At 71.5% G+C, this 20,120-nt stretch carries 18 protein-coding genes and 1 pseudogene; 6 read left to right on the plus strand and 13 right to left on the minus strand.

Going from position 1 to position 20,120, the window contains the following annotated elements:
• Positions 1–44: 44 nt before the first annotated feature.
• The gene (locus ABZ396_RS01500) at positions 45–1,586 is read left to right on the plus strand and encodes an alpha/beta hydrolase (protein WP_358919275.1); all 1,542 of its coding nucleotides are present in this window, start codon (positions 45–47) and stop codon (positions 1,584–1,586) included.
• A 20-nt stretch (positions 1,587–1,606) separates the two neighbouring features.
• Positions 1,607–1,927, plus strand: a pseudogene (locus ABZ396_RS01505) (alpha/beta hydrolase); the annotation flags it as partial.
• Between the two features lie 62 nt (positions 1,928–1,989).
• Here ABZ396_RS01505 and moeZ read toward each other — a convergent pair.
• From moeZ to ABZ396_RS01565, 12 genes are all read right to left on the minus strand, one after another.
• Entirely contained in the window at positions 1,990–3,168 is a 1,179-nt protein-coding gene (gene moeZ / locus ABZ396_RS01510) for an adenylyltransferase/sulfurtransferase MoeZ (RefSeq protein WP_358919277.1), read from the minus strand.
• Between the two features lie 63 nt (positions 3,169–3,231).
• The gene (locus tag ABZ396_RS01515; protein WP_358919279.1) at positions 3,232–3,981 is read right to left on the minus strand and encodes a spherulation-specific family 4 protein; all 750 of its coding nucleotides are present in this window, start codon (positions 3,979–3,981) and stop codon (positions 3,232–3,234) included.
• On the minus strand, positions 3,969–4,928 hold the full coding sequence (locus ABZ396_RS01520) for an NAD-dependent epimerase/dehydratase (RefSeq protein WP_358919281.1): 960 nt from the start codon (positions 4,926–4,928) through the stop codon (positions 3,969–3,971). Before ABZ396_RS01520 ends, ABZ396_RS01515 begins: the two co-directional genes overlap by 13 nt.
• A gap of 181 nt (positions 4,929–5,109) precedes the next feature.
• Positions 5,110–6,450 (minus strand): hypothetical protein, encoded by a 1,341-nt coding sequence (locus ABZ396_RS01525; RefSeq protein ID WP_359183550.1) that lies wholly within the window; start codon positions 6,448–6,450, stop codon positions 5,110–5,112.
• Positions 6,447–8,210, minus strand: a complete 1,764-nt coding sequence (locus tag ABZ396_RS01530) for a DUF3492 domain-containing protein (RefSeq protein ID WP_358926236.1) — start codon at positions 8,208–8,210, stop codon at positions 6,447–6,449. The genes ABZ396_RS01525 and ABZ396_RS01530 overlap by 4 nt, the downstream gene beginning before the upstream one ends.
• Positions 8,211–8,438: 228 nt before the next feature.
• Positions 8,439–10,031, minus strand: coding sequence for an ABC transporter ATP-binding protein (locus tag ABZ396_RS01535; RefSeq protein ID WP_358926234.1), 1,593 nt, complete (start codon positions 10,029–10,031; stop codon positions 8,439–8,441).
• A complete protein-coding gene (locus ABZ396_RS01540; protein WP_358926232.1) occupies positions 10,028–11,026 on the minus strand; it encodes an ABC transporter permease in 999 nt (332 codons plus the stop codon). Before ABZ396_RS01540 ends, ABZ396_RS01535 begins: the two co-directional genes overlap by 4 nt.
• Positions 11,023–12,090 (minus strand): ABC transporter permease, encoded by a 1,068-nt coding sequence (locus tag ABZ396_RS01545; protein WP_358926230.1) that lies wholly within the window; start codon positions 12,088–12,090, stop codon positions 11,023–11,025. The genes ABZ396_RS01540 and ABZ396_RS01545 overlap by 4 nt, the downstream gene beginning before the upstream one ends.
• A gap of 4 nt (positions 12,091–12,094) precedes the next feature.
• Complete coding sequence (locus tag ABZ396_RS01550; protein WP_358926229.1) at positions 12,095–13,813, minus strand: ABC transporter substrate-binding protein; 1,719 nt, start codon at positions 13,811–13,813, stop codon at positions 12,095–12,097.
• Between the two features lie 168 nt (positions 13,814–13,981).
• Positions 13,982–14,074: an Ms4533A family Cys-rich leader peptide gene (locus tag ABZ396_RS01555; RefSeq protein WP_358926227.1), complete on the minus strand. Its 93-nt coding sequence runs from the start codon at positions 14,072–14,074 to the stop codon at positions 13,982–13,984.
• Between the two features lie 56 nt (positions 14,075–14,130).
• A complete protein-coding gene (locus tag ABZ396_RS01560; protein ID WP_358926226.1) occupies positions 14,131–15,576 on the minus strand; it encodes a DUF3152 domain-containing protein in 1,446 nt (481 codons plus the stop codon).
• 418 nt (positions 15,577–15,994) lie between these two features.
• Positions 15,995–16,987, minus strand: a complete 993-nt coding sequence (locus tag ABZ396_RS01565) for an alpha/beta hydrolase (RefSeq protein ID WP_358926224.1) — start codon at positions 16,985–16,987, stop codon at positions 15,995–15,997.
• 274 nt (positions 16,988–17,261) lie between these two features.
• On the opposite strand from ABZ396_RS01565, the gene ABZ396_RS01570 reads away from it, so the two are divergent.
• The 4 genes from ABZ396_RS01570 to ABZ396_RS01585 all read left to right on the plus strand — a co-directional run bounded on the left by ABZ396_RS01570 (position 17,262) and on the right by ABZ396_RS01585 (position 19,162).
• Entirely contained in the window at positions 17,262–17,501 is a 240-nt protein-coding gene (locus tag ABZ396_RS01570; protein WP_358926222.1) for a hypothetical protein, read from the plus strand.
• 166 nt (positions 17,502–17,667) lie between these two features.
• Entirely contained in the window at positions 17,668–18,309 is a 642-nt protein-coding gene (locus ABZ396_RS01575; protein ID WP_358926220.1) for a TetR/AcrR family transcriptional regulator, read from the plus strand.
• Between the two features lie 178 nt (positions 18,310–18,487).
• Positions 18,488–18,715 (plus strand): DUF3107 domain-containing protein, encoded by a 228-nt coding sequence (locus ABZ396_RS01580; protein WP_358926219.1) that lies wholly within the window; start codon positions 18,488–18,490, stop codon positions 18,713–18,715.
• A gap of 174 nt (positions 18,716–18,889) precedes the next feature.
• The gene (locus ABZ396_RS01585; protein ID WP_358926217.1) at positions 18,890–19,162 is read left to right on the plus strand and encodes a hypothetical protein; all 273 of its coding nucleotides are present in this window, start codon (positions 18,890–18,892) and stop codon (positions 19,160–19,162) included.
• A gap of 166 nt (positions 19,163–19,328) precedes the next feature.
• Here ABZ396_RS01585 and ABZ396_RS01590 read toward each other — a convergent pair whose 3' ends face one another.
• Positions 19,329–20,075, minus strand: coding sequence for a ferritin-like fold-containing protein (locus tag ABZ396_RS01590; RefSeq protein ID WP_358926215.1), 747 nt, complete (start codon positions 20,073–20,075; stop codon positions 19,329–19,331).
• Positions 20,076–20,120: the final 45 nt, after the last annotated feature.

Consider the following 20,120-nt stretch of genomic DNA (forward strand, 5'->3'; position numbering starts at 1 on the left):
TCGTGCCCCGCGCGCGTGGCCGCGCGCGACCCCAGGATGGAAGCATGCCGAACCCCTTCCGGATCCGTGTCCCCGCCCTGACCGCCGCCCTGGTGCTGTCCTCCCTGCTGACCGGGTGCGGCAACGGCTCCGAGCACGGGGATCTGACGGCACAGAAACTGGACTGGACGAACTGCCCGGCCCCCGACGAGGCCGAGGGCGATGGCGGCACCCCCTCGCCGCCGCCCGGTGGCGGCGCCTGGCAGTGCGCCACCATGAAGGCACCCCTGGACTGGTCACAGCCGAAGGGCGACACCATCGGTCTCGCGCTGATCCGTGCCACGGCCAGCGGCGACGCCAGCAAACGGATCGGCTCCCTCATCTTCAACTTCGGCGGGCCCGGCGGCAGCGGCGTCACCACGCTCCCCGCTTTCGGCGCGGACTACACGGCCCTGCGGGCCCGCTACGACCTCGTCAGCTTCGACCCGCGCGGAGTCGGCCGCAGCGACCCCGTCGAGTGCGAGAGCGACGCCCAGCTCGACAACTACTTCCAGCAGGACGGGACGCCCGAAACCAGGGCCGAGCGCACCCAGCTGATCAACCGCACCAAGCAGTTCAACGCCGCCTGCGAGAAGAACTCCAAGACGATCCTGCCGCATGTACGCACCATCGACGCAGCCCGCGACATGGACCTCATGCGGCAGGTCCTCGGCGACGAACGGCTGCACTACTTCGGCATCTCCTACGGCACCGAACTCGGCGGCGTCTACGCCCACCTGTTCCCGAAGAACGTGGGCCGGGCCGTCTTCGACGCCGTCGTCGACCCCACCCAGAACCCCGAGCAGAGCTCGCTGGCGCAGGCCAAGGGTTTCCAACTCGCGCTGGACAACTTCGCCGAGGACTGCACGTCCAAGACGACCGAGTGCCCTATCGGCGACACCCCGCAGGACGTGAAGGGCCGTATCGCCAAGCTCCTCACGGACCTCGACAAGAAGCCGATCCCCGGCATCCTCCCCCGCCAGCTGACCCAGACCGCCGCCACCAGCGGCATCGCGCAGTCCCTGTACTCCAAGGACTTCTGGGAGTACCTCACCGAGGGGCTCGAAGAGGCGTACGACGGCGACGGGAAGATCCTGATGCTGCTGTCCGACTCGATGAACGGCCGCAGCCCGAACGGCGAGTACAGCAACATCACGGCGGCGAACATCGCCATCAACTGCGCCGACGAGAAGCCGCGGTACACAGCCGACTACGTCCAGCGGAGACTGCCGCAATTCCGTGCCGCATCCCCGCTGTTCGGCGACTACCTCGCGTGGGGCATGGTCAGCTGCACGGACTGGCCGGTGCCGGGCGCCGCCGACCATCCCGACGTCAGCGCGCCCGGGTCGGCGCCGATCCTGGTCGTGGGCAACACGGGCGATCCGGCCACGCCGTACGAGGGCGCGAAGAAGATGGTGGAGGCGCTGGGGAAGGGCGTCGGGATGGAGCTGACGTACAAGGGGCAGGGGCATGGGGCCTACGACAGCAAGAACAAGTGCGTGCAGTCGGCCGTGAACGGCTACTTGCTGGAGGGGAAGGCGCCGAAGGCCGGCTCGGTCTGTTCGTGAGGTCACGCCGAGAGGATCCGCCCGTCTTCGGCGACTACCTGGGCTGGGACACGGCCGGCTGGTGCCACGACTGGCCGGTGGCCGGGGAGTACGACACCCCGGAGGTGAGCGCCCCGGGTTCCGCCCCGGTCCTGCTGATCGGCAATACGGGCGACCCGGCGACCCCGTACGAGGGCGCCCGGCGTATGGCGGAGGAGCTGGGCAAGGGCGTCGGCATCGAGCTGACCTGGAAGGGCGAGGGCCACGGCGCGTACGGCAGCGGGAGCGACTGCGTGGACTCGACGGTGCACGCCTGTCTGCTGAACGACACGGTCCCGAAGGACGGCAAGGTCTGCTCATGACGAAGGCGGGGGCTCCGGGCGCCTGCCGCACCCGGAGCCCCCGCCCTCCACGGAGACTGTGCTCAGTAGACCGGCTTCTCCGGCTCGATCTGGTTGACCCAGCCGATCACGCCGCCGCCGACGTGGACGGCGTCCGCGAAGCCCGCGGACTTCAGGACCGCGAGGACTTCCGCACTGCGGACACCCGTCTTGCAGTGCAGGACGATCTTCTTGTCCTGGGGCAGGCCCTCCAGGGCGGTGCCGAGCAGGAACTCGTTCTTGGGGATCAGCTTGGCGCCCGGGATGGAGACGATCTCGTACTCGTTCGGCTCACGGACGTCGATGATCTCGATGTTCTCACCGTCGTCGATCCACTCCTTGAGCTGCTTGGGAGTGATCGTCGAGCCGGCGGCCGCCTGCTGGGCCTCCTCGGAGACGACGCCGCAGAAGGCCTCGTAGTCGATGAGCTCGGTGACGGTCGGGTTCTCGCCGCAGACCGCGCAGTTCGGGTCCTTGCGAACCTTGACCTGGCGGTACTGCATCTCCAGGGCGTCGTAGATCATCAGGCGGCCGACGAGGGCGTCGCCGGTGCCGGTGAGGACCTTGATGGCCTCGGTGACCTGGATGGAGCCGATGGACGCGCACAGCACACCCAGTACGCCGCCCTCGGCGCAGGAGGGGACCATGCCCGGCGGCGGGGGCTCCGGGTAGAGGCAGCGGTAGCAGGGGCCGTACTCGGACCAGAAGACCGAGGCCTGGCCGTCGAAGCGGTAGATCGAGCCCCACACGTACGGCTTGTTCAGCAGTACGCAGGCGTCGTTCACCAGGTAGCGGGTGGCGAAGTTGTCCGTGCCGTCGACGATCAGGTCGTACTGGCTGAAGATGTCCATCACGTTCTCGGCCTCGAGCCGCTCTTCGTGGAGGATCACGTTCACGTACGGGTTGATGCCCATGACGGTGTCACGGGCGGACTCGGCCTTGGAGCGGCCGATGTCGGCCTGACTGTGGATGATCTGGCGCTGCAGGTTCGACTCGTCGACCTCGTCGAACTCCACGATGCCGAGGGTGCCGACACCGGCCGCGGCGAGGTACATCAGCGCCGGCGAGCCCAGGCCGCCGGCGCCCACACAGAGCACCTTGGCGTTCTTCAGCCGCTTCTGCCCGTCCATCCCGACGTCCGGGATGATCAGGTGGCGGGAGTACCTGCGGACCTCGTCTACGGTGAGCTCAGAAGCTGGCTCGACCAGGGGTGGCAGCGACACGGGGACTCCGTTGATCGGTCAATCACTACAGTTGTTCTCCCTTTAACACTGCCATGGGCTTCTTCATTCCGAGACACCTGTTCCGATCCGCGAGACGATGTCGTCCCAGTAGCCGGGCATGGTCTCCCAGGGGTCGACGCGGCCGCCGCGATCGGTCCGGTCGGTGAAGTAGATCGTGGCGGCGCCCTGCCAGCGCGCGACACGCAGCGCCTCGTCGAGGTGGCCGTGTGGCACACCGTGCACGAAGTGGCAGAAGCGGTCCGGCGGATAGTCCGCGGTCCACTCGGCGACGTGGGACCAGCGGTAGTCGCTCCAGGGGCCGGCGAAGGTCACCAGCTGGTCGGCGTTCTCGGCGAAACCCGGATGGGGGTGGGTGCCGTGGCCGAGGACGATGTGCGGGTCGTCACCGATACGGCGGAGCGCGGCGACGACGCGGCGGATCCCGGGGATCGCGGTGCGCTCGCTGGGGCAGCGGTCCAGCAGGAAGCCGTCGACGCGGTACCAGTCGTGATAGCGGCGGGCATCGGAGATCAGGTCGCCGCGGGGGCGGGCGCCGTAGGTGGTGTCCAGGTGGCCGAGGACGCGGATGCCCGCGTTGCGGAGCCGGCCGGCCGCCTCCAGGCAGTGCGGGTCGGGGCGGCTGCCGGGGCCGTTCGCCACGTTGAGGACGACCCAGTGCAGAGGGGTGCCCGGGCGGGTGAGTTCGGCCCACTCGGCCTGGGCGAGAAGGGGGTGGGCATAGCCGGGGATGCCGAAGGCGGTGCGGACGCCGGTGGTCGCGGCGCCCGCCCTGCTACTGGTCAGATGCGGCATGCCGCCTCCATCCAGATGTCCGCGAGGGACTCTTCGAGGTTGATGCGGGGTCGCCAGCCGAGCCGGTCGCGGGCGCAGCGCACATCGGCCTGCTGCCAGCTGCCGCAACCGTCCGGGTACGGGTACGCGACCGGGGCCGCGTGGTCGGGGTCCAGGCGGGGGTGGCCGATGGCGCTGCGCAGCGGGCCGGGGGGGCCGTCGAGTTCGTGCAGGGCGCCGCCGTATCCGGCGACCCGGGCGAGGACTCCGGCGGCGTCGCGCAGGCGGACGGCGCGGCCGGAGCCGATGTTGATGACGCCCTGGGCGGCGGAGAGCGAGGCCGCGTGGACGGCGCGGGCGACGTCGCGTACATCGATGAAGTCACGCTGGGCGCCGAGGCCGCCGAGTTTGAGTTCGCCGTCGCCGGACTGCATGGCGCGCCGCATGGCCTCGGCGAGGCGGCCGAGCGGGGAGCCGGCCGGGGTGCCGGGTCCGGCGGGCGAGAAGACGCGCAGGATGACCGCGTCCAGGCCCGACCCGAGGACCAGTTCGGTGGCGGCGAGCTTGCTGACGCCGTACGGGCCGCCCGGGCGCGGTACGGCGTCCTCGGCCGTGGAGGAGCCGGGCTGGCTCGGGCCGTACTCGGAGCTGCAGCCGACCTGCACCAGGCGGGCGCCGCAGCCGCTGCGGCGCAGGGCCTCGCAGATGGTGGCGACGGCGACGGTGTTGTGCCGGGTGAGTTCCCGGGCACCGCCGCGGGTGGCGCCGGCACAGTTCACGATGACGCCCGGATGGACCGCGTCGAGGAAGCGGGTGAGCGCGCCGGGGCTGCCGGTGGCGAGGTCGAAGCGGACGTCGGCGTCGTCGCCGCGGCCGAGCGCGGTGAGCTGGACGGCCGGGTCGGCGAGCAGCCGGTCGGCGACGAAGCGGCCGAGGTATCCGTTGGCTCCGATCAGCAGAACCCTCATCGCATGGCTCCCGGGGTGTGCGCTCCGGCGACTCCGGTGGTTCCGGACGCTCCGGGTCCGGGTCGGGAGGTGGTCATCTGGTGGTCTCCTTCAAGGGGTGATGCGGTTGCCTCCGGCGGGGTGCCGGGCACCTGCCTCGGGGACGGCACGGCGAGGCAGGCGAAGAGAAGGGTGGCTCTGCTCACTGCGGGTCTCCCGTCGGCGCGTGAGCCGAGGCCCGGGTGAGGGTGCGGGTCGCCTGGAACAGCAGCGCCAGGGCGGCGGTGCCGCAGACGAGCGCCGGGACGCCGCCCGCGCCCCACGCGCCGGCCAGCGCGTCTACGGGGGCCGCCAGGAAGGCGCAGCCGGGCAGCCGGCCGGCCAGAACCAGGCCCACGGCAGCCGCTTCCGTGGCGGCGGCGAGGGCGAGGACGGGGCCCTGCGGCGCGTTGTGGACGGCGAGGAGGCGGGCGAGCAGGAGGAGGGCGCCGAGGGTGAAGGTTTCCGGGTAGCCGGCGGGTTCGCCCAGGGCGGCGCCGCACAGGGCGAGCAGGGCGGCCAGGACGCCCAGGTAGAGGGCGAACGTGCCGAGCAGCAGCGGCTGTACGGCCCCGGTGAACTCCTCCAGACCCCGGCTGCCGGTGAGCCTGCGGCGGGCGCCCGCCGTGAAGAGATGGGCACTCCAGGCCGCCGGGGCGCAGGCCAGGGTGAGGGCGAGGACGGGCGCGGTGGTCACCGGCCAGGGGCCGTGCGCGGCGCCGGTCGGGAGGCCCTCGGGGCCGCCGTCCAGGACGGCCCGCAGGAGGCCGTTGCCGAGGAGGGCGTAGGCGAGGAGCCAGCAGGTCCACACGCGCGTGCCGGTCGTGGTGTGCCGGGCGAGGGTGCGGGCGGGCACGGCCAGGGGGCCGCGGCGCAGGGCCAGGCCTGCGGCCACGGCGAGGGCGAGCACCCCGGCGGCCGCCACCAGGAGGCGCGGGCGGCCCTCCGCGATCCGTACGCCGGTCACGACCGCCGCGCCGACGGCGCCCGGCAGGAGTGTCAGCAGCGCCCAGTCGGCGCGCACGCGGGTCGCGGGCGCCGGTTCCGGACGCGGGCGCCGGTCGCCGTCGCGGGGCACGCGCGCGTAGAGCTCCTCGGCGAGTGAGAAGACGTCGCGGTGCCGGAAGCGGGCGGCGGTCCGGTCGGTGACGCCGTGCGCTTCGAGGCCGGCCGCGATCTCCAGTGGGTCGACGGCCCGCTCGCAGAGCGTCCGGTGACGGTGCATCAGCGCTTTCACGGGGTCGGCGGCGCCTCGACGCGGGCTGGATCTACGGCTGCCCGCGGTGTCCTTGGCGCCCGTCCGGCCGCCCCTGAAGCCCGCGCCTGACACCGGAACGGGTCCTGGCGACCCGCTTCCGGAAAGAGCGTCCTGCGAGCCGCCCTCCTCCGCGCCCGGGAGCCACTCCTCCGAACGCCCGTCCCAGGCGTCGGCACCGCCGGGGCGCCCGGGCCGGTCCAGCTCCCCGAGACCGCCGGTCACCGTGCCGTCCTGGTCGCCGTTCACAGGACCCCCTCCGTGGCCGCGAGCGGGGTGGCCCGTACGGGGGTCGGCCGCAGCGGGGCGCCCAGGGCCCAGCCGGGTCCGCCCCGGTTCACGACGCGGGCCGTGGGGCCGGTCCAGCGGCCGGGGACATGGGCCTCGGCCGGGACGGCGAACGGCAGGGGCTCGCCGGCCTCGTCGAGGACGACGCGGCGCACCGGGCAGTGCGAGACGATCTCCAGGTAAATGCCGTGAAATGCCGCGATGTTCTGCTCGACGGTGAACAGTTCGAGCGCCCGGGCGCGCGCGGCGGCTCCGAGGCGGTCACGGCGCTCGGGGTCGCGCAGCAGCGCCACGCACGCCTCCGCGAGCGCCCGCGGGTTGCGCGGGGGCACGACGAGACCGGTACCCCCGATGACCTCCACCACGGCACCGACATCAGTGGAGACGGTCGCGCGGGCGCAGAACATCGCCTCGACGAGGCCGACCGGGAAGCCCTCTACGACGCTGGAGAGGACGACGACCGATCCGGACGCGTAGGCGTCGGCGAGGGTCGGTGCCTCCGGGCCGCCGATCTCCTCGAAGGCGACCGGGTTGTCCCCGACGGCGTGCACGCCCTCGGCCTCGTCCGGGAAGAGCTGGGCGGCGAGCGCCTTGCAGTGGCCCAAGTAGGCGTCGCCCTCGGGTCCCGTCGGGGCGCCCACGACCCGCAGCCGCGCCTTGGGTTCCTCCTTGCGGACCTCCGCGAAGGCGTGCAGCAGCGACACCAGGTCCTTGGACGGCTCTGTGCGGCCGACCCACACGAGTGTGTCCGGGTCGGCCCGGTCCGGTGCCTCTCCGACCTCGGCGAAGCGGGAGGCATCCATGCCCGGATGAACGGTGCGGATGCGGGAGCGGTCGGCGCCGCAGCGCTCCTGCCAGCGGCGGGCGTGCGCGTTGCCGGGGGTGATGATCGCGGCGCGGCCGTAGGCCTCGGCGGCGAGCCGGCCGTGGAAGGCGGCGAGCAGGGCGCGCACGGCCGGGGCGGCCGCGTCCGGGCCGGACGCGAGGTAGTGCGAGCGCAACTGCACGCCGTACTCGGTGACCAGCAGCGGCACGTCGGAGAAGTGGCGGGCGAGCAGGCCCGGCAGGGCGGCCGGACCGCCTGCGGTGACGTGGCAGAGGTCGGCGGCGCCGAGGCCGTCGTCGTCGTACCAGTCGAGCGAGAGGGGGCGCAGGATGCGTTCGAGGTGCGCGGCGACGGCGAGCAGGTCCGGCACGCGCGCCTCGCGTGCCGTGCCGAGTGCGCCGGGTGCGCGGCAGGCGCGCTCCAGCGTGCGCACGGCGGTGTCGGAGCGGAGTGCGCCTACCAGTCCGCCCTCGTCACGGGCGAGTTCGGCGAGTCCGTAGAGCGCGCTGCCGAAACGGTCCGCCAGATCACCGGGTTCGACACCGGAGCCCTCCGCACCGCCTGCGCCGTCCAGGCCCTGACCGGCGGAGCCGCCGATACCCGGACCGGCGCACAGCACCCCCGCCAGTTCGCCGTAGCTCTCGACGAAGCGCCGGCGCGCGCGTCGGCCGTACGCGACCCCGTCCTCCTCTGCGGTCCACAGGGCAGCCGTCCGTACCCGGCTGACGTGCGGCGGCAGCGGCAGCCAGCCCTCGTCCTCCTGGCGCCTGCTGCGGCTGAGCGCGTAGATGTCGAACTCGTGCTGCCCGAGCCCGCGTACGAGCCGGTCGCACCAGAGTCTGGCGTCACCGCTCACATACGGATAGCCACCCTCTGTAAGCAGTCCGATGCGCACGTGTGCACCCCCGATCGATCTCCCGTAAGGGGAGCCACCGTTGCCTCGGTGGCTCGCAGCGGGACGAACGTATGCGGACATGGCGGTGGCGCGACGGACGGTTGTCCATCGCACCACCAAAAGGGGTGAACGGTCGTAACTTCTCCGTGCGGATCGCGTTCGGTCGCGCTAGGAGATCAGTCGACAGCGAAACGTCACATCATCGCGTCCCCAGGAGCTGCTGAAACGTCACGCCGACGCCAGTTCCCGCCGGGCCGCCCGCCGTCGGGCCGCGGCTTCGGGGTCGAGGGCGGGTACGGCGGCCAGGAGTTGCCGGGTGTACGGGTTCTGGGGGTTGTCGTAGACCTCGCTGGCGGGTCCGGTCTCGACGATCCGGCCGCGGCGCATGACCGCGACCCGGTCGCTGACCTGGCGGACGACGGCGAGGTCGTGGGCGACGAAGACGAGCGCCAGGCCGAGTTCCCGCTGCAGTTCACCGAGCAGGGCGACGACCTGGGCCTGGGTGGTGACGTCCAGCGCGGAGACCGGCTCGTCGCAGACGATGACGCGCGGGTCGGCCGCGAGCGCCCGCGCGATGCCCACGCGCTGACGCTGACCACCGCTGAACTCGTGCGGATAGCGCTCGTAGTGCGCCCCTTCGAGCCCCACGCGCTCCAGCAGTTCGATCACGCGCCCCCGGATGCGCCCCTGATCCCGTTCGCCACGCGCGCGGAGCGGGTCGGCTATCGACTCGCCGACGCTGCGCCGTGGGTTGAGGGAGGACACCGGATCCTGGAACACCATCTGCACGGCCGGCCGCACACCCACGCGTGCGTGCCCCTCGTAACGCACCTCCCCCACCGTCGGCTCCAGCAGCCCGACCAGCATCCGGCCGAGCGTGGTCTTGCCGCTGCCGCTCTCGCCGACGATGCCGAGCGTCTCGCCCCGGCGAACGGTCAGCGACACGTCGTCCACGGCCGCGAACGCCCGCTTGCCGCGCCCGAATTCGCGCCGCAGGCCGGACGCCTCCAGAACGGCCTCCTCGGAGGCATGTGAGGGCGCGCGCACCGCGTCCACGCGCGGGACGGCGGAGAGCAGTTCGCGGGTGTACGCCTGGGCGGGCGCCCCGAGCACGGCGGCGACCGGTCCCTGCTCGACGACGCGCCCGTGCCGCATGACGAGCACCCGGTCGACGCTCTCGGCGGCGACGCCCACGTCGTGCGTGACGAGCAGCAGGCCCATGCCGGTCTCCTCGCGCAGGGCGTGCAGCAGGTCGAGGATCTGGGCCTGGACGGTCACGTCGAGGGCGGTGGTGGGCTCGTCGGCGATCAGCAGACCGGGCTCGCAGGCGAGCGCCATGGCGATCAGCGCGCGCTGGCGCATGCCGCCGCTGAACTCGTGCGGGCGGGACCGGGACCGGCGCGGGGCGTCCGGGATGCCCACCCGGTCCAGAACCTCCACCGCACGCGCGCGTGCGGCCCGTCGCGACACGCGCGTGTGCACGCGGTACACCTCGGCGACCTGGTCGCCGATCGCGTAGTACGGGTCGAGGGACGACAGCGGGTCCTGGAAGACCATCGCCGCCTTCGCGCCGCGCAGGCGCCGCAGTTCCTCGTCGGAAGCCGCCTGTACGTCGGTGCCGGCGACCTCGATCGTGCCGCCGACCCGCGCGCCCGTGCCGCGATGCAGCCCGAGCAGGGCCGAGGCGACGGTGGACTTGCCGGAGCCGGACTCGCCGACCAGGGCGAGGGCGGCGCCCGCCTCCAGGCTGAAGGAGAGTCCGTCGACGGCCCGCAGGTCGCCGAACTCCACGGTCAGATCAGTGACTCGGACGAGACTCACGTCAGTACCACCCGTCGGTCGGCCACCGCGTACAGCACGTCCGCGACGGCGTTGGCGAGGACCACGAAGAAGCCGATGACCAGGACCATGCCGACGACGACGGGCAGGTCGACCACGTTGACGGCGTGGACGAGTTCCTGGCCGATGCCGGGCAGTCCGAACAGCGTCTCGGTGAGCACCGCGCCGCCCACGGCCGAGCCGACGTTGTTGGCGTTCAGCGCGATGACCGGCGCGAACGCCCCGCGCAGGGCGTGCCGTCCGACGATCGCCCGCTCCCCGACGCCGTACGCACGGAAGGTGCGGATGTGGTCCTCGGCCAGCGTCTCCAGCATCGACGACCGGGTCAGCCGGGCGAACGAGGCGGCCTCGACGAGGGCGAGGGACAGCCACGGCAGCAGCAGGTTCCATGCCCACTGCTCGGGGTCGTCGGTGAAGTTGACGTACTGCGGGAAGGGCAGCAGTTGCAGTTCCCCGCAGACGACGATCATCAGCACGAGGCCGATCACGAAGACCGGGGTGGCCCAGCCCGCCAGTGTCAGGGCGGTCAGGACGCGTTCGGTGAACCGGCCGCGCCGCCAGGCGGAGAGCACGCCGGTGCCCACGCCCAGGACGAGCCAGAGAACCATTGCGCCGAGGACGAGCGAGAGGCTGACCGGGAGCTTGGTGAGGATGATGTTCAGCACCTGCTGGTCGGTCTGGTAGGAGAGCCCGAGGCAGGGCGCCGAGCAGTGCTCCACGGAGGTGCCGGTCGAGTAGTCCTGGCCGACGACCAGGCCCTCCAGGAAGTGCCAGTAGCGCACGTACAGGGGGTCGTCGAGCCGTAGTTGCTGGGCCACCTGGTGCACCTGCTCCGGGGAGCAGCGCGGGCCGCAGGTGATCTGGGCGACGTTGCCGGGGGTGGCGTAGAAGACGACATAGACGATCACCGAGATGGCCAGCAGGGTCACCACGGTGCCGATGGCGCGACGGACCAGGAAGCCACCGAAGCCGCTCATGCGGACCCCTCCTCGACGGACGCGGCGGACCCGGCGGACCCGGCGGACCCGGTCGACGTGAGGGACCCGGCGGACCCGGCGGCCCTGGTCTCCCGCTTGCGCCCCGTGCCGATGCTCAGCCGGGAAGCGGCGCGCGGGTCGAGGGCGATGCGGACACCGTCGCCGAGGACGGATAGCGCGAGGACGGTCACGAAGAGCGCGCCGGCCGGGAGCAGCAGGTACTGCGGGGCCGCCTGGTACCAGACGTCGGCGGCGCTGAGCATCTGCCCCCAGGACGGCGTCGGCGGCTTCACGCCGACGCCTAGGAACGACAGGGCAGCCTCGGTACTGATGTTGACCGGGATCAGGATGGACGCGTACGTGATGACCGGTGCGGCCAGCCCGGGCAGGAGCTCACGGCGGGCGATGCGCCAGGTGCCCCAGCCGCTGAGCCGCGCGGCGGCGACGTAGTCGAGCCCCTTCAGCGTGAGGGTCTGGGCGCGCACGATCTTCGCGATGTTGCCCCAGGCGATGAACCCGATGACGAGGGTGACCAGGACGGGCCGCGGGAAACTCGTCGGGACGATCGCGAGCAGCGCCAGTGACATGACCATCAGGGGCATAGCGACGAAGATGTCGGTGAACCGGCTCAACAGTTGATCAACCCATCCACTGCCGAGCGCGGCCGCCACACCGACGAGGAGCCCCAGGAGGACCTGGATCACGGTCGCCGCCAGCGCGACACCCAGGGAGACCCGGGCGCCGTACACCAGACGTGCGAAGAGATCCCGCCCGGTCTGCGGCTCCACGCCCAGCCAGTGCTCGGCACCGATGCCCCCGAAGGAGCCGGTGGGCACGCCCCCACGCGCGGAGTCGACGAGGGACGGGTGGTAGGTGGTCGGGTCCTGGCCCTCGACCGCGGTGAGCAGGGGCGCGGCGAGCGCGACCAGGACGAGCAGCGCGACGACGGCCGCCGCGACGAGGGCGGCGCGCCGGGTGCGCAGCCGCCGCCAGAACTGACGGGCCCCCGAGGTCCCCGAGGCGAGCGCCTCGGGGACCTGGGTGGCGACAAGTGCCTCGCTCACGGCGCTACTTCACCGCGACCTGGGAGATGTCCAGGACACCGGTCCAGTCGCTGATCACGACGTTCTTGATGTCCTTGCCGACCAACCGCTTGTAGACGGGGTGGAACAGCGGCACGGTCAGCGCCTGCCCGGCGATCTTCTGGTCCAGTGCGCCCCACCGCTTGGCGGCCGCGTCAAGGTCGGTCAACTTGTTGATCGCGTCAATCTCGGTATTGACCGAAGCATCGTTGAGCAGACCTGCGTTGAAGTTCGCTCCATCCTTGACGATCTGCCGGCCGTCGAAGATCGGGGCGAGGAAGGGGCCGCCGGACGGCCAGTCGGCACCCCAGTGGGCGAGGAAGAAGCCCGGCTCCGTCCTGACGCTGTGGATCTTGTCCTTGTAGTCGTTCTCCTCCAGGCCCTGCAGCTTGACCGTGATGCCGGCGTTCTTGAGCGCGTCCTGGAGGGCGGTCGCGATCTCGGGGCTGGTCTCGAAGTCCTTGCTGTTGGAGTGGGTCAGGGTCACGGTGAGCCCGTTCGGGTAACCGGCTTCCTTCAGCAGTTCCTTGGCCTTGGCCGCATTGCCGGTCTCGCCCGCCGGGAACAGGTCGTACGGCGTGTAGCCGAAGGACTTCTGGTTGGGCAGGAAGGTGGTCGCGGCCTCGGCGAGCGCGCTGCCGCCGGCCGCGTTGATCACGGACGACCGGTCGATGGCGTACGAGATCGCCTGTCGCACCTTGACGTTGTCGAAAGGCTTCACCGTCGGGTTGAACGCGATGTAGTTCGTGTAGCCGAAGTGGCCGGTGCCGACCCGGGCTGCCAGAGTCTTGTCGCCGGTCACCTTGGCGAGTTCGGCCGGGCCGAGGTTGGTGTCCGTCGTCAGGGCGGCCGCGTCCGCGCCCTGGGACGCCGACAGCCGCTGGTTGATCACCGAGGAGTCGAGCCCGGAACGCACGTCGACGGTGTCCGGGTAGGCCTTGCGCTGGTCGTCGACGGCCGACGACCAGTACGTGTTGCGCTCCAGCACCAGGTGCTCACCGTCGTTCTCGTTCTTCACGACCTTGTAGGGGCCGGACGAGATCGGATGCTCCTCGTACTTGGTGCCCGTGTCCTTGGCCTTCGGGACGGGCGTGAACTGCGTCTGTGTGGCCAGGTACGGGAACTCGCCCTCGGGCTTGTTCAGATGGAAGACGATCGTGCGGCTGTCCGGCGTCTCGATCGCCGAGAGCCCCTTCTTGTCCTTGTACGGCCCCTGGTAGTCGGCGGCACCGACCAGCCAGTCGCGCAAATAGGGCGCGCCGCCGGAGAGTTCGGGGGCGAAGGAGCGCTCGATGCCGTACTTGATGTCGGCGGACGTGACCGGGGTCCCGTCCTCGTACTTCAGGCCCTTCTTCAAGGTGTACGTCCACACGGTGGCGTTCTCGCTGGGGCGCCCCGTGTCGTTGGCCAGGTCGGGGACGACCTTGGCACCGGCCGCTCCGTTCGCGCGGTTGCGGGTGGTGAGCGTACGGAAGACCAGGGAGGGGACGTTGCCGCCGCCGGAGGTGTAGAGGCGTGCCGGGTCGAAGTCCGACTGGGGGGCGGAGTTCAGGACGCTGAGCGTGCCGCCCTTGTGCGGCGTGGAGTCGCCACTGGAGCCGTTGGCATCGTTGTCCTTCGGGCCGCAGGCGGCGGCGCCCGCTGCCACGACCAGGCTGACGGATGCCACGGCGACGCGGCGCGCTATGGCGGACGGTTGACGCATCGGAATGACGACCTCTCGGAAGGGCAAGTCTCGGCTGATGAGACAGATTGACGAGGAGTGAGACGAAAGTGAACAGACGTCTGCCCGGGCGTCAGGTCGTCGAAAGAGCCGTGACCGAGTCACGGCAACAGAGAGAAAAATCGCGACGCGAACGCCAGGGGGCGAGCGTCAGCGACAGTGAATGTCGGCCACGCAGAGCGGGGTCACGCCGATGAGCGCCAGCTCGATGGCGGCGCGCGCGGAGGCGTGAAGGGTCGACATGCCCAGAAATATGTACGATCTTTCTGCCCATGTCAATGTGACGTATGCGCCACCTGTCAACTCTTTGGATACGGCCAGGGATTGGGCAGACAGTGGATGCCGTCGTAGTCCAGGAACTTGGTCTGCTGCTGCATGACCGGCGCCAGCTCACCGTCCCTGTCGCACGTCACATGGCCGTAGCCGAGCCGGTGGCCGACCTCATGGTTGATCAGCATCTGCCGGTAGGCGTGGATCTCGTCGCCGTACGTCTCGCTGCCCTGCGCCCATCTGTAGGCGTTGATCATCACGCGATCGGTGGCGGCCGAGTCGCAGGACACGTTGTCCTCGGTCGTGTCGAGACCGGACTTGGCGCACCACTTGGCGGTGGTTCCGGGGCTGGCGAGCGTGATCACGAAGTCGGGCTTGCCGGAGTAGATGCGCTCGAAGGTACGGGCGCCGTTGTGGGCCCAGCTGCGGTCGTCGTTGAGCGTCTTCTGCACGGCCGCGGCGAACAGTTCCCCGTCCAGCCCGAGGCCCTGCTCCACGTCGACGCGGTAGGTGTACTTCTGCCCCTTGCCGGGCGCCTTGACGATCCCCGGCACGGCGTCGTACTTCCCGGACCCGGCCAGCGTGGCACCCAGCGGGTACTTCTTGCTCATCGCCTGCGCGTACGACAACGTCGCCACGCTCGGCGAGGCGGAGGCGGAAACGGAGGCGGACGGAGTCGTACGGCCGTTGCCGCGCGAGGCGGAACCGTCGGTGGCCCGTGCGTCGCCGGCGGCCGACTGGGACCGTACGGCGCTGTCGCTGCCCTTGGCGACCTGCCCGGCGACGACCACCGCGAGCACGGTGGTGACGGCGGCGGCCGCGACACCGGCGAAGGCCCGGCCCTTGCCGCCCTTGGCCTGCGCGGGTTCACCGGTGGGCGGCTCGTCGTCATCGTCGCCGTACGGCTCGGAGGCGAGCGGGGATGTGCGCGGGCCGAAGGCGGGTGGATACGTTTCCGCGCGCTGGGGGCCGATGCCGGTGCGGGGCGCGAAGTCGTCGACGTCCTCACCGAAGGCGTCGAGGTAGTCCTGCCGGGGCCCACCTGGCCCACCTGGCCCACTCCGCCGCTGCCGCGGTATGGACGGCCCGGCCGCCCCCGAGGCGACGGCACCGGCCTGCCGGCGCAACTCGCCCCAGCCACCGCCCGCTTCACGCTGCTGGGGGTGACCGCCACGGGCCCGGGGGACTCCGTGGGCGGGGGTCCCGTCCGGGACGCGCGGGACGCCGTGAGCCGGGGTCCCGTCAGGAAACCGGGGCACGCCGTGGGCGGGGGTCCCGTCCGGGAAGCGCGGGACGCCGTGAGCCGGGGTGCCGTCAGGAAACCGGGGCACGCCGTGGGCGGGCGTACCGTCCGGGACGCGCGGGACGCCGTGAGCCGGGGTCCCGTCAGGAAACCGGGGCACGCCGTGGGCGGGCGTACCGTCCGGGAAGCGAGGCATCCCCCGCGCGGGCGTACCGTCCGGGAAGCGAGGCATCCCCCGCGCGGGCGTACCGTCCGGCAGCCGCGGCACCCCCTGAGCCGGCCTGCCGTCCGCCGGGCGCGGGACACCACGGGCAGGCGTACCGTCCGCGAACCGCGGCACCCCACCCCTGGCCACACGCTCCGACAGACGGGGCATCCCGCCCGTAGCCACACCCTCCGGCGGACGCGGCACACCGCCCACCGGCGCACCGTCCGGCCGACGCGAGAACCCCTGAGCCGGCGTACCGTCCGGCAGGCGCGGCACCCCCTGAGCCGGTGTGCCGCGGGTCGGGCGCGGTATCGCACCGGTGCCGGTGCCCCCGCGCTCGCCCTCCTTCGGGTCTCTCTTTCGGCCCGCACCTATGTCTGATATGTCTGCGGCGTCACCTTTGACTGCCTGGCCGCGGCGACTGTGGCGTCCCACCCGCCCCTCAGCTCCCCGCACCCGGCGCGGCCGTACTGCCGCCCAACTCGCCGCTGTCCGCCAGGAGTTCCCGGAACGCCCCGGCCACCGCATCCGGGTACTCCATCATCGCCACATGCCCGGCGTCCGGCATGGACAGCAGCCGGGAGTGGCGGAAGGTGCGCGCGGCCTTCTGCGCCATGCGGTAGCCGACGAGCTGGTCGCGGCCGCCGTAGATCAGCAGGGTCGGGGCGAGGACGCGCTCGGCCTGGCGCCAGAGTCCGTGCTGCCCGCCCAGCGTGTACGCGTTGACGATCCCGCGCGCGGACCGCGCCATCGCGTCCCAGAAGTACGGCAGCCGCAGCCGCCGTTCCAGCTCCTGGACCGCGTACTCGAACGCCTCGGGCGTGACCTGGCCGGGATCGCCGTAGCAGAGGGCCAGCACGCCCCGTACGCGCTGTTCGGCGGTCCACTTGCCGGTCGTGCGGGTGAGCAGCCCGGCGACGCCGGGCAGGCCGAGCAGCACCGTCGGCATGGCCGTGCGCTGCACACGCAGTTCGGGCAGGGCCGGTGAGACGAGCGTGAGCGTGCGGACGAGGTCGGGGCGGACGGCGGCGACGCGGGTCGTGACCGCGCCGCCGAGCGAGTTGCCGAAGAGGTGGACGGGACCGCGGCCCACCGCCTCGAGATAGCGGATGATCGCGCGCGCGTGCCCGGTGACCGAGTAGTCGCCGTCGTCCGGCGGCGGGGAGTCGCCGAAGCCAGGCAGGTCGACCGCCTCGCCTTCCACGACGCCTTCGAGCCGCTGCATCAGGTCCGACCAGTTCTGCGAGGAGCCGCCGAGCCCGTGGACGTACAACGCGGGCGACAGGTCCGCACGCGTGGGCGGCCTGGACCGGACCGAAAGGGTGACGCCGGGCAGCCCCACCGACCGCAGGCGCTCACCCTGCGCGACTCGGACGGCCGCCGCCTTCGGGAGCACGCTGGTGGGCGGCACTGATGGCAGCTCGGTCGAAGACATGGGCCAATGTTACGAGACGATCACACAGTGATTCGTGTGTTCGCCATCACAGGGTCACCCGGGCGAGCCGTCGACACACACGGCCCGACGACGAACCGCCGACCGGCCGTTGCCAAGCCGCGAACGAGGCCGAGGAGACGGCCGTCGACGACGTCCCGGATGAAGGGCCGTCAATGACATAGCGTCCGCATCCGGTGTCTCCTACGCTCATATAGAGGGCACCCGTTTATGGCCCCTGCCTCTGCCAGGGACATTCGAAGGAAGGGAGCCCACCATGGCCTATGACCCCACCGACCCCGTCGACCCCGACATGCTCGACGATCTGGAGCTGGAGGCGGAGGACGTCCCGGAGATCGACGTCGAGGCCCCGGAGGGCGACGCAGCCGAGCAGCACACCGACATCGCACCGTCCCATGACGACCCGCTCACCGGTGTGGACGTGGACCGCGGGAACGAGGCCGATCTCATCGAACAGGCGCGCGTGGTCTCCCTCGACGAGGACGACTATCGCTGACCGCGGGGGGCTCCGGCGGGTCCGCCTGGCCTGTCCGCATTTCCCGGTGCGGCTTTCGCCGTCGTCCGGTACGTGAAATTCTGCGCTCGCACCGCGCACAGCACGGTTACCGAAAAGTACGATGGCCGCGCGGCGCAATCCGCATGTGACGATTTTGGGAGGCGGCGTGACAGCCATCGAGCAGACAGAGGCGGCACGCCCGCGGGGCACTCGCCTGCCGCGCCGTGCCCGCCGGAACCAGTTGCTGGGCGCCGCCCAGGAAGTTTTCGTCGCACAGGGGTACCACGCGGCCGCGATGGACGACATCGCCGAACGCGCCGGCGTCAGCAAGCCGGTGCTCTACCAGCACTTTCCGGGCAAGCTCGACCTCTACCTTGCCCTGCTGGACCAGCACTGCGACGCCCTGATCCATGCGGTACGCGGCGCGCTCGCGTCGACGACCGACAACAAGCAGCGGGTCCGGGCGACCATGGACGCGTACTTCGCGTACGTAGAGGACGACGGCGGAGCCTTCCGCCTGGTCTTCGAGTCCGACCTGACGAACGAGCCCGCGGTGCGCGAGCGCGTCGACAAGGTCACCAACGAGTGCGCGGCAGCGATCTGCGACGTGATCGCCGAGGACACGGGCCTCTCGCGCGCCGAGTCGATGCTGCTGGCCTCCGGCCTCGGCGGTCTCGCCCAGGTGGTGGCGCGCTCCTGGCTGCACAGCGACCGCAGCGTCCCGCGCGACCAGGCGGTACAGCTGCTGGCCTCGCTGGCCTGGCGGGGTATCGCCGGCTTCCCGCTGCACGGCACCGACCACCACTGAGGCGTGGTGGACCGGTCGGCACGGCATTCCCGTTGACTCCCGTTCGCTGTTCCATTCCCGTTCGCTGTTCGCTCCTGGCGTGCACGCCCGCACCGTGTACATCCCCTCACCGGGCTAATGTGTGCTGCGTACGGCGCGGAAGGTCGCGCACTTTACTGACCGTCGGAGGGACATAGCCGTGGAGGTCAAGATCGGCGTGCAGCACGCGCCCCGCGAGATCGTGCTGGAGAGCGGTCTGAACGCCGAGGAGGTCGAGCGACTCGTCGCCGACGCGCTGGCCGGCAAGTCGCAGGTGCTGTCCCTGGAGGACGAGCGCGGCCGCAAGGTCCTGGTCCCGACGGACCGCCTGGCGTACATCGAGCTCGGCGAGCCGACGGTGCGCAAGGTGGGCTTCACCGCGCTCTAGCCACAGCAGTACAGAGGGGTCCGGCGGACATCTGTCCCCCGGGCCCCTCTGTCATGTCCGCTTTCCACATTCGGTCCACAAGTCACCCACAGGGGAGGATTGCATTCCGCAGGTCACGGGTATGACGGCCTACGACCGTGAAGCACCGGCCAGCTGTGGGAGGGACCCCTCGTGATGCTGCTGGAAGTCCTTGGATCCGCACTGCTCGGCCTGGCCCTGTCGTGGGGCGCGGCCAGCCGCCTTTCCCACCGCCTTCCGGCCCGCCCCCTGGTGTTCTCCACGGGCATCGCGGGAGCCCTTTTCGGCGACTTCGTCACCCACAGTGCGCTGGGCCCGGGCACGGTCCTCGTGAGCCTCCTGGGTGCCGCGATCGTCTCGGCGGCGTCCCTCTCGCTGCTGCTCCGCCCGGCGGGCCGCCATCTGCGTCGACGATCGATCCCGGCGTAGTCCGCGAGTTCCTCGATCCCGAACTCCCGGACCGCCTTCGAACTCTTTGAACAAGCTTTCCGCCCTGTCAGGGACGCGGGGCTGTGCGGATTCGCGGCTCCGCCGCGTGGGCGCGACCAGCCGCACGCGTCCCCGGCCGCCGCACAGCCCCCGCCGGCCCAGGGCGTTACGCGGCGAGCCCCAGAGCCGCCATCCGCTTCGTGTGCGCCTCGGTGATCCGCGAGAACATCCGCCCCACCTCGGCGAGATCGAACCCGTCGGCCACCCCGCCCACCAGCATGGTCGACAGCGCGTCCCGGTCGGCCACAACCCGCTGGGACTGGGACAACGCCTCCCCCATCAGCCGTCGCGCCCACAGCGCCAGCCGGCCTCCCACGCGAGGGTCGGCGTCAATGGCCGCCCGTACCCTGTCCACGGCGAACCCGGCATGCCCCGTGTCGTCGAGCACGGCCAGCACCAGCTCGCGCGTGTCGGCGTCCAGCCGTGCCGCGACCTCCCGGTAGAAGTCACTGGCGATCGAGTCGCCCACGTACGCCTTGACCAGGCCTTCCAGCCAGTCCGACGGCGCCGTCTGCCGGTGGAAGCCGTCGAGGGCCGCGACGAACGGCTCCATCGCCTGCGTCGCGTCCTCGCCGACCTCCGTCAACCGGTTCCGCAGCCGCTCGAAGTGCTGGAACTCGGCCGATGCCATCTTCGCCAGCTCGGCCTTGTCCACCAGCGAGGGCGCCAGCTTGGCGTCCTCCGCGAGGCGCTCGAACGCCGCGAGCTCGCCGTATGCGAGCGCGCCGAGCAGGTCCACGACCGCGGCACGGTACTGCGGGTCGGCGGCTGCCCGCGCCCAGTCCTGGGCGGCGACACCGGTCGGTACGGCGGAGGCGGTCTCAGGCTTGTCAGAGCTCGTCATGAAGCGCACAATAGCCCGCCCGCCACCTCAGGGAAGCCTCGGGGAAGCCTCGGG

The organism is Streptomyces sp. NPDC005866, assembly GCF_040629895.1.
In the GTDB taxonomy this organism is placed as follows: domain Bacteria; phylum Actinomycetota; class Actinomycetes; order Streptomycetales; family Streptomycetaceae; genus Streptomyces.